General features: G+C 40.5%; 7 protein-coding genes. 2 read left to right on the top strand and 5 right to left on the bottom strand.

The window, feature by feature from the left end:
• Positions 1-1,235: 1,235 nt before the first annotated feature.
• The gene (gene tyrS, locus ACEO2X_RS12400; RefSeq protein ID WP_162164701.1) at positions 1,236-2,468 is read right to left on the bottom strand and encodes a tyrosine--tRNA ligase; all 1,233 of its coding nucleotides are present in this window, start codon (positions 2,466-2,468) and stop codon (positions 1,236-1,238) included.
• 63 nt (positions 2,469-2,531) lie between these two features.
• Between tyrS and ACEO2X_RS12395 the strand changes: the two genes are divergently transcribed.
• A complete protein-coding gene (locus ACEO2X_RS12395) occupies positions 2,532-3,659 on the top strand; it encodes an anhydro-N-acetylmuramic acid kinase (RefSeq protein ID WP_004969740.1) in 1,128 nt (375 codons plus the stop codon).
• 131 nt (positions 3,660-3,790) lie between these two features.
• Here ACEO2X_RS12395 and erpA read toward each other — a convergent pair whose 3' ends face one another.
• From erpA to ACEO2X_RS12380, 3 genes are all read right to left on the bottom strand, one after another.
• Complete coding sequence (gene erpA, locus ACEO2X_RS12390) at positions 3,791-4,126, bottom strand: iron-sulfur cluster insertion protein ErpA (protein ID WP_004969742.1); 336 nt, start codon at positions 4,124-4,126, stop codon at positions 3,791-3,793.
• A 133-nt stretch (positions 4,127-4,259) separates the two neighbouring features.
• Positions 4,260-5,267, bottom strand: coding sequence for a putative solute-binding protein (locus tag ACEO2X_RS12385; RefSeq protein WP_104852777.1), 1,008 nt, complete (start codon positions 5,265-5,267; stop codon positions 4,260-4,262).
• Positions 5,268-5,448: 181 nt separating this feature from the next.
• Entirely contained in the window at positions 5,449-6,465 is a 1,017-nt protein-coding gene (locus tag ACEO2X_RS12380) for a putative solute-binding protein (protein ID WP_004969750.1), read from the bottom strand.
• A 387-nt stretch (positions 6,466-6,852) separates the two neighbouring features.
• Between ACEO2X_RS12380 and ACEO2X_RS12375 the strand changes: the two genes are divergently transcribed.
• Entirely contained in the window at positions 6,853-8,808 is a 1,956-nt protein-coding gene (locus ACEO2X_RS12375) for an ATP-binding cassette domain-containing protein (RefSeq protein ID WP_371972094.1), read from the top strand.
• Here the strand turns inward: ACEO2X_RS12375 and ACEO2X_RS12370 are convergent.
• A partial coding sequence (locus tag ACEO2X_RS12370) for a transposase domain-containing protein (RefSeq protein ID WP_178867550.1) occupies positions 8,805-8,899 on the bottom strand: 95 nt, incomplete at its 5' end. The two genes, ACEO2X_RS12375 and ACEO2X_RS12370, sit on opposite strands and share 4 nt — an antisense overlap.

Here is an 8,899-nt window from a genome sequence, read left to right as displayed (position 1 = left end):
GATCAAACTCTTCAGTTAAAATCATTTTGAAGCTTTAATCTAAACTTCCAAATCTGGCTCATCAATTTTCTGACTTAAATTTCGCTCAAATAAACTTCGAGTAATTTAAACCAATCAATCAATGAAATATTTTCGATCGATCAATCAGTAAAAATCCACACAAGTTGTTCTTCATAATCTCTTAATGATCTCAACTTCTACCTCGTCAGTAGAAATTTTAACGCAAAAAATTCTCTACAACTTAACCCTGTGAGCTAAGTTTGTAGGCTGTTTCGCGTCGGGATGTGTGCATTCTAGGGGATTTCAAAATCTTTGCAAGCCCCAAATTAGGATATTTTTCACGTATGTATTTTTTTTCTACAAAAATACTTGGTTTTTTAATTTTTTAGCTATTTTTTCATCAAATTTAAATAAAAACTCACATCTACAAAGTAAAGAGGGCTTTTTTATCCATACTTTTATGGGCTCAAATCGGTCAAGTTTTGCAGGCTGTAATCAACGATTGCCAATGTATACAATTCTTTTTGTCTTATGATATCTAAAAAAATTTTACATCTCAGTTAAAAATGCTTTTGCATTATCCAGAATCATATTCCTACATACGGCGTACCTATCATTGATTTCATATCAGTGTGGAGGTCTTGTCCGTTGATTAAAAGTTGGTGTTCAGCATTTACATTATTGATTTCAAGTCGAATGAGTCTACTCCTCTATTCAACAAGTTTAGATCGCGCCATCCACATGCACTACCTACAAGAGGTTTTGCCGTATAAAAGTAGCTTTAGCTTTGAATTTTGAATTTAGGTCTTAAAGTTTTAAGAAAATTTTTATAAAACAAAGAGAAGTAATCTTACATTTTACCTTTAGATATAAACCACAACAAAACTAGAGGCAAAAAAAAGAAAGAGATCTCTCCCAAAATCTCTCCCTCGGAGTTGAATCTATATGCGATCCATATATCATTATTATAGTTATACGAAAAAAAGAGTCCCTTGGGGAAGGGACTTGTAAATTGTGGAGCTATAGTTATAAGTACCCTCTAGATCTGTTTTGTACACTGTGTCTAGATGGGTAAATCTTATACATAACTGAGCAAAAATGCAAGCTGCTTGGAAAAATTTAAGTGTTGTTTTTATAAGGTTTTTTTTGAATTTACTTATTCATATAATTAATATACCAAACAGAAAATAAAAGCAGACCGAAGCCTGCTTTTATTTCAATCACTTAGAATGGATCTAGTCCGTAAATGTGACTTTGGCAATGGCTTTTTTACCCGCCTGAATAATATATGTTGCGTTTTCTTTGACCGAGAAACCTGCATCAACCACATTCCAATCTACTTTTACTGCGCCACGTGCAACAGCATCTTTGGCTTGTGCGGCATTTTTGGTTAAACCTGCAGCACGTACAATAGAAGCAATAAATAATTCACCACCAAATTCAGCACGTGAAATCGTCACTTCTGGCGTACCTTCAGGTAATTCACCTTCGGTAATGATATTACCTGCACCTTTATGCGCATTGGCTGCAGCTTCGCTGCCGTGGAAACGCTCAACCAATTCGAGTGCCAAAATCTTTTTGATTTCTTGCGGATTACGACCTTCTGCCATTTCTTTAAGCAAAATTTCAATTTCATCCATCGACTTGAAGCTGAGTAACTCAAAATAGCGCTCAATCAGACTATCAGGCATCGACAAGACTTTTTGATACATCGCACCCGGTGCATCAAATACACCAATATAATTGCCTAAAGATTTAGACATTTTATTCACGCCATCTAAGCCTTCAAGAATTGGCACAGTAATACAAACTTGCGCTTCCTGATCATAACGACCTTGCAAGGTACGTCCCATCAACAAGTTAAAGGTCTGGTCTGTACCGCCCAATTCTACATCGGCTTGTAATGCCACCGAGTCATAACCTTGTACCAACGGATACAAAAATTCGTGAATCGCAATCGGTTGCTGGTTGTTATAACGCTTGGTGAAGTCATCACGTTCCAACATACGCGCTACGGTTTGCTGCGATGCCAACTGAATTAAGTCTGCTGCAGTTTTTGTTGCAAACCATTCAGAGTTAAACACCACTTTGGTTTTATTTGGATCAAGAATTTTAAAAACTTGTTCCTGATACGTTTTGGCATTTTCCAAGACTTTTTCACGTGACAACGGCGGACGTGTAGCACTTTTACCTGTTGGGTCACCAATCATGGCAGTGTAATCGCCAATCAAGAAAAATACTTCGTGACCTAAGTCTTGGAATACTTTTAATTTATTGATTAATACCGTATGCCCCAAGTGTAAATCAGGTGCAGTCGGGTCAAACCCCGCCTTAATTTTTAAAGGACGATTCTCTTTTAATTTCTTTAGAAGATCTTCTTCAGAAATAATTTCATGCGTGCCTCGTTGAATGAGAGCAAGTTGTTCTTCAGCCGGCAGGAAATTTGACATCACGAAATCCAAACACATCAGTTATTCAATTTGTGCGATATACTAACACTTTTTCAGCATATTGCAGGCTATAGAATAACCATGACAGCGATCTATATTGGGGTAATGACGGGCACAAGTATGGATGGTGTCGATCTTGTTGCTGCTTCTTTTGATCCACTGCAACTCCACGCGACCCTGACTTTGCCGTTTGATCCCGATTTACGTGACGAACTCATGGCACTGACTTTGCCAGGTGACAATGAAATTGACCGCATGGGCAAAGCAGATGTGGCTTTAGCCACCATGATTGGACATGGTATTAACAGCCTGATTGAAAAAAATAAACTGGATAAATCTCAAATTAAAGCGATTGGTTCGCATGGCCAGACCATTCGTCATCGTCCTGAACATGCTTTTACTTTACAAATTGGTGATCCGAACATCATCACCGAAATCACCCAAATTCCTGTAATTTCAGATTTTCGTCGTCGTGACATGGCTGCAGGCGGACAAGGCGCACCGTTAGTGCCCGCTTTCCATCAAAACTTATTCCAACATCCGAGTATTCATCGGGTAATTTTAAATTTAGGCGGCATTGCCAATGTCAGTTTGTTGCCTGCAGGACAGCCCGAAGCAGTATCGGGTTTTGATACAGGGCCTGCCAATATTTTAATGGATGCTTGGTGTGAGCGTTACACAGGACAACCTTATGATGAAAATGGCAATTGGGCTGCGTATGGACATCCGATTCGCAGCTTGTTAGATCGTTTACAAGCCCATGCTTTTTTCTCTAAAGAACCACCCAAAAGTACAGGGCGCGAAGACTTTAACTTGGAATGGCTAGATGAACAGGTTGCCGATTGGCGCAATGATGTGGAATATGACGAGCTGGAAGATAATCCTGAAAATATTCAAGCGACTTTATTAAAGCTCACCACCCGCGCGATTAAAAAAGCCATTTATCGTTCAGGCATGGATACAGGTGAAGTCTATGTCTGTGGCGGTGGTGCCTATAATTCTTATTTGCTAGAGCAATTGCGCTGGCGTTTGCGCAAACATCAATGGACTGTACAAAGTACAGCCGATTTAGGGCTAAACCCAACATGGGTCGAAGCCACCGCCTTTGCTTGGTTGGCAATGCGTTTTTGTCAGCAATTAAGTGGCAATTTACCTGCGGTCACAGGGGCTAAAGGTGATCGCATTTTAGGTACCATGACTTTGGTTTAAGGATGCACTTTTAAACCAGATCAGTAGCAACAAAAAAGCCTTTCCTCTTCTATATAGGAAAGGCTTTGATCATTTTGAGTGCATCAATCTACTTTTTCAGATGCTGATACTCAAAAATATTTAAATCATACTTAGATTGAGAATGAAGAACCACAACCACAAGTCGTGGTTGCATTCGGGTTTTGTACCACAAAACGCGAACCTTCCAAGCCTTCAATATAGTCCACTACCGAGCCAACTAAATATTGATAGCTGAGTGAATCGACCAGCATTTTTACATCGCCATTCACAAATTCTGCATCATCTTCATTTTGGCTTTCCGCAAAGTTAAAGCCATAAGAAAATCCTGAACAACCGCCACCTGTCACATATACACGTAGCATTAAGTCTTGATTACCTTCACTGTCACGCAATTGGCGAACTTTTTTAGCAGCGTTGTCGGTGAGCTCAAGTGCTTGGGCATTCATGATGGATTTTCCTCAGGTACAATTCAGATGTCTTTTCTGCAAAAAGACCACTTATCAAGTATAGCATACTCAATATTGGGACGGTGATGCAGAATTAAAGTGAATTCTGAGTAATTACCTCAAGATTCTCCAATTATTTGTAATTTTCGTCCTGCAAGCCACATTCAAAATTGGTTGGCGCTTCTTTACAGCGGAATTGCCACAATAATTTCATCATGCGTTTGTCATAAACACCACGTTTAGTTAAATCAATCCGCGATTCACGCATCATTTTTTGATAACCCGGTTGATCTGCTGCAGGCACTTGCATCCAATATTTTGCAGGAATATCGGCTTTCATTTTGCCTAAAATACCAAAGGCACGTGGTAACTGCCCTTTCACCCATTCACGTGATTTTTGCCCAAAACCTGCAGGGAATTTATCTGGGCGGATAATAATATTGCCCGTGACCTGTAAAATTGGATAATTCACAATCGCGCCTTTAGTGCCTAAGCCTTTATGTAGTTCCAAAGGACGGAATACTGCAGCAGGCGCACCAATAATATCGACCTGACCATTGTTAAATTTACTGCCAAAATTGGTGACATCGGCACTGACTGCTTGCGCACCAATTTGCTGTACCATAATTTTTTGCGCTTGGTCATAATCTAAAACAGCAATTTTTTTCCCCGCGGCTTTGGCGACACTATTAATACTGCGGTCATTCACCATCAAAAAGGCATCACCCACAGGAATGACACCTGCGACTTCATACTGACCATTGCGCATATATTTGGCAAAAGCAGGACTCGCCAAACCTTGCATGACTTTAACTGCCAGTTTTAAATCTGGAATCGCACCAATTGCATCTAATGAGCCTGTAAAATGGTTAAATTGACGACCACGCATGCCCGTCACACTAATACCATCACATTTTCCTGCTTTAAAATCTTCTGCAATCACGCCTTCGTTTTGACCTACGCGTAACTCAATTTCTGCGCCCCAGTTTTTGGCCGCCAATTGATAGTCTTGCATTAAGTTATAGACATCACCGTTTTTACCGACCAAGTCGAATACACAGACCACTTGCTTAGCCTGCGCTGCACTAGCGACTAAAGATAAGCCTGCGCCAAATAATAAAGCTTGCGTCCATTGTTTCATTTCTAGTTCCTTCCATTTTTTGTTTTTCTGCGCACAGTTGATCCAAACCTTCAATTTAGTATCACTGTTCTTTTATCAAGCTCAGATTAGCGAATTTTGATTTTTTGGCTGATATGGCTCAATTGACGAATCTTTCATTATAAAAAACCTAGAGATCTAGGCTTTTTTATTAAAAATCAATCTATTCACCACCTAGTGAACATTCAAAATTGGTTTTTTCGACAGAACAACGAGCGCGTTTTAACACACTCATCATGGCAGGGTCATAAATGCCGCGTTTGGTCATATCCATACGTCCATCACGCAGCATTTTTTGATATTTGGTTTTATCTTCTGCGCTCAAGTTCATTTTATATTTGGCTGGAATCTCACCTTCCAAACGATTAATCATACTCATCGCTTTAGGCAGATTTTTTACAAACCAATCTCGTGATTTTTGCCCAAAGCCCGCAGGGAATTGTTCAGGACGAATCACAAAGTCTGCGGTCACTTGTAATACAGGGAAATTAAACATTGCCCCGTTATTGCCTAAACCTTTGTAGATTTCTAAAGGTTTGTACGCATAGGCAGGCGCACCGACCATATCGACCTGACCATTGTTAAACTTCGCCACAAAGTTAGATACATCAGAAATGACGGCTTGCGCGCCTACACGCTGCACCATAATTTTTTGTGCATCGTCATAGCCCAATACCGCAAACTTTTTCCCTGCTGCTTTTTCAATCGAGCTGATGTTCTTGTCGCGCACAAAAATAAAGGCCGAACCTAAAGGTGAAATACCCGCAACTTCATATTTCTTGCCACCTAAATTGGTAACCATTTTCGCTGCATTACGTTGATCTAAAGCAAAGCTGATGGCACGTTGTGCAATCGCATTACTTGGCGCACCACCTAAAGCATCAATCGAGCCTGCAAATTTATTGTATTGGCGAGCACGCATGGCGGTCATAAATACCCCATCACATTTGCCTGCTTTAAAATCATTGTCTGCGACAGCTTCATCCTGACGTGGAATTAAATTGACTTCTGCACCCCAGCCTTTTGCTGCTAGCGCCCACTCTTGTGCCATCTGAAAAGATTCACCTGACTTACCCAGTAAGTCAAAGACACATACATCTACTTTTGCTGCTTGCGCCTGAGCACTGAAACCGATCGCTGCGAATGCTGTCAATGTTGCGCTGACCCATATTTTTTTCATTGTTTCGATCCTTCTACAGATTTTTTTATTTTTGAGTGTCCGTACACGAAACAAATATTAAGCAAGTTCAAATTAAAAAAATAGAGCATTTACTCGAATTTCATCTGTCAATTCTGCCAAAACCTTATACTGCCTTATTTAAGCGATCATTTTTATTTCATAATTCACTTATATTTTATAGATTTAGATCAAAATAAAGATCATTTCCAACATGCACGTATTTTGTGCTTGTTTACAAAGTCATAAAAAAAGCCTGTTGTTAGATCATAATTTTTAAACATCACAAGAGAGATTTTTCGCAAATCACAAATAAAACTGGGCTTATTTTTGTTTTCTGGTGGGCTTCCATTAGAATATGCCCAACTTTTGTTGTGACCAGTAAACACCATGATTCAACTTGACCAAGTTTCTTTACGCCGCGGTGGACGTGTTTTATTTCAAAAAGCGTCTATGCAAATCCATCCAGGCTGGAAAGTCGGTCTTACAGGTGTCAATGGTGCAGGAAAATCCAGTTTATTTGCTGCGCTTTTAGGTAGTTTAACCCCAGACGAAGGTACGTTGAGCCGTCCGCAAGGCTGGACTGTGGCGCACATGGCACAGGAAGTTAAAGCATTGGATTTGCCTGCGATTGATTTTGTGCTGTCGGGTGATGAAGAATACTGGAACATTCAACAACAACTGCAACATCCTGAACAATTAAATAATGACCAACTTGCACATTTGCATGGTCGTTTTGATGAAATTCATGGCTATACCGCACCCGCCAAAGCCGCACAACTGATGGCAGGTTTAGGTTTTATGGAACATCAAAACAGCTTGGCGGTCAGTAGTTTTTCTGGTGGATGGCGCATGCGTTTAAATTTGGCGCGTACCTTAATGAGTCGCTCCGAATTATTATTACTGGACGAACCAACCAACCACTTAGACTTAGATGCAATTTTATGGTTAGAAGACTGGCTTAAAGCCTATGCGGGAACTTTGGTGCTGATTTCCCATGACCGTGATTTTTTAGATGCCATTACCGATCATATTTTACATATTGAAAATAGTGAACTGACTTTATATACAGGCAATTATTCAACCTTTGAAACCACACGCAGTGAACGCTTGGCACAACATCAACAAGCGTATGAAAAACAATTAGAAACCCGTGCACATTTACAAAAATATATTGATCGTTTTAAAGCCAAAGCCACCAAAGCACGGCAGGCACAAAGCCGTATCAAGCAATTGGAACGCATGCAATTGCTTGCCCCTGCGCATGTAGATACACCATTTACCTTTAGTTTCCGTGAACCGACCAAAATGAGCTCACCCTTACTGACCTTGGAACAAGTCAGCATTGGTTATGCAGACAAAGTGATTGCCAGCAAAATTAACCTACAAATTACCCCGACCAGTCGTATTGGTTTATTGGGGATGAACGGCGCAGGTAAATCGACCTTAATTAAATCCTTAGTGGGTGAATTGGCGTTATTGGCAGGTACTCGCAAAGCCTCAGAATTACTCAATATTGGCTATTTTGCACAGCATCAAATGGATGCTTTGGATGATAGCGCCAGCCCGATGCTACAACTGGCACGCATTGCCGATAAAAAAATCAGCGAAGCCACTTTACGCGCCTTTTTAGGCAGTTTTGGTTTTAGTGGCGAACGTATGGACACGCCTTGTGAAAGTTTTTCAGGAGGTGAACGTGCACGTTTGGCTTTGGCTTTAATTGTCTGGCAACGTCCTAACGTACTGATTCTGGACGAACCGACCAACCATTTAGACTTAGATATGCGACATGCCTTAACCATGGCATTACAGGATTATGAAGGTGCAGTGGTATTGGTGTCACACGAACGTCAATTAATTGCCAGTGTCTGCGATGACTTACTCTTGGTTCATGCAGGACAATGCACAGAATTTGAAGGCGATTTACAAGATTATGCCCAATGGTTACGCCAAGCTCGTGCAGACATGCTTAAGCAAGGTACATCCAACACAGCTCCATCCAATCCAAGTCCCTTGGTTGAGAACAAGACTAACCTAGTCAAAGTAGATAAAGAAGCTCAACGCAAACTGGCAGCACAACGCCGTGAACAAACTCGCCCTATTCGTAAAAATATTGAAAAATACGAAGCGCAAATTGAAAAAATTCAACCGCGTCTGACTGAAATTGAAACCGAACTGGCAGATCCTGCCCTTTACGATGCCAACCGTAAAGATGATTTGCTCAAACTCATGAATGAGCAAAATGATCTGAAAACCAAATTGGCGCAGGCAGAAGAACAAATGCTTGAATTGATGATGGAATTGGAAGAACGTAAGCGTCCGCTGAACCCCATGCCTATTTTTTAATTCGGTTCAGGTTTCCAGCGGTGTGGTAGCAATTCTTCAATCTGAGTCACTTTATGTGTCGGCAACCTTTTCAGCACATCACTTAAATAGG

It is taken from the genome of Acinetobacter sp. AL9 (assembly GCF_041464035.1).
GTDB classification, from domain to species: Bacteria; Pseudomonadota; Gammaproteobacteria; order Pseudomonadales; family Moraxellaceae; genus Acinetobacter; species Acinetobacter towneri.
Note: the sequence above shows the minus strand (reverse complement) of the source record. Positions and strands in the feature narration are given on the sequence as shown.